At 61.5% G+C, this 1,172-nt stretch carries 1 protein-coding gene; it reads left to right on the forward strand.

Annotated features, from left to right (window positions below):
- Nucleotides 1-1,172, forward strand: a 1,172-nt coding sequence (locus tag ACM6IR_RS23985; RefSeq protein ID WP_414909987.1) for an NAD(P)(+) transhydrogenase (Re/Si-specific) subunit beta, incomplete at both ends; no start/stop codon positions are given.

The following is a 1,172-nucleotide window of genomic DNA, read 5'->3' on the forward strand; positions in this document are numbered from 1 at the left end:
ATCGTCTACGTGATCGTCGGCCTGCTGATCGGCGGCACTGTCGGTTCGATCATGGCCAAACGCGTTGAAATGACCAAGATGCCCGAGCTGGTCGCCTTCATGCACAGCATGATCGGCCTGGCAGCGGTGTTCATCGCCGTGGCCGCCGTGGTAGAGCCACAGTCGCTGGGCATCGTCCAGCAACTCGGTGACGCGATCCCGGCCGGTAACCGTCTGGAACTGTTCCTCGGTGCGGCCATCGGTGCGATCACCTTCTCCGGCTCTGTCATCGCCTTCGGCAAACTGGCTGGCAAGTACAAGTTCCGCCTGTTCCAAGGCGCGCCGGTACAGTTTGGCGGTCAGCATAAGCTGAACCTGCTGCTGGGCCTGGCGACACTGGCATTGGGCGTGACCTTCATGCTGACCGGCAACCTCAGCGCCTTCGCGCTGATGCTGGCCCTGGCCTTCGTGCTGGGTGTGCTGATCATCATCCCGATCGGCGGCGCAGACATGCCAGTGGTCGTGTCGATGCTCAACAGCTACTCCGGCTGGGCAGCGGCAGGTATCGGTTTTTCGCTGAACAACTCGATGCTGATTATCGCGGGCTCCCTGGTGGGTTCGTCCGGTGCGATCCTCTCGTACATCATGTGCAAGGCGATGAACCGTTCGTTCTTCAACGTCCTGCTCGGTGGCTTTGGCAACACGGCAGATGCGGCCGGCCCAGCCGGTTCGAAAGAAGCCCGTCCGGTGAAATCCGGTTCGGCTGACGACGCGACCTTCCTGCTGACCAACGCCGATACCGTGATCATCGTTCCGGGCTACGGCCTGGCGGTAGCGCGGGCGCAGCATGCACTGAAGGAACTGACCGAGAAGCTGACCCACCGCGGTGTGACCGTGAAGTACGCGATCCATCCGGTTGCCGGTCGGATGCCTGGCCACATGAACGTGTTGCTGGCCGAGGCCGAAGTGCCTTATGACCAGGTGTTCGAGATGGAAGACATCAACTCCGAGTTCGGGCAGGCCGACGTGGTGCTGGTGCTCGGCGCCAACGACGTGGTCAACCCGGCCGCGAAGAACGATCCGAAATCGCCGATTGCCGGCATGCCGATTCTCGAAGCGTTCAAGGCCAAGACCATCATCGTCAACAAGCGCTCGATGGCCAGCGGCTATGCCGGACTGGATAACGAACTGTT

The organism is Pseudomonas sp. IT-P253 (assembly GCF_949768125.1).
Taxonomy (GTDB): domain Bacteria; phylum Pseudomonadota; class Gammaproteobacteria; order Pseudomonadales; family Pseudomonadaceae; genus Aquipseudomonas.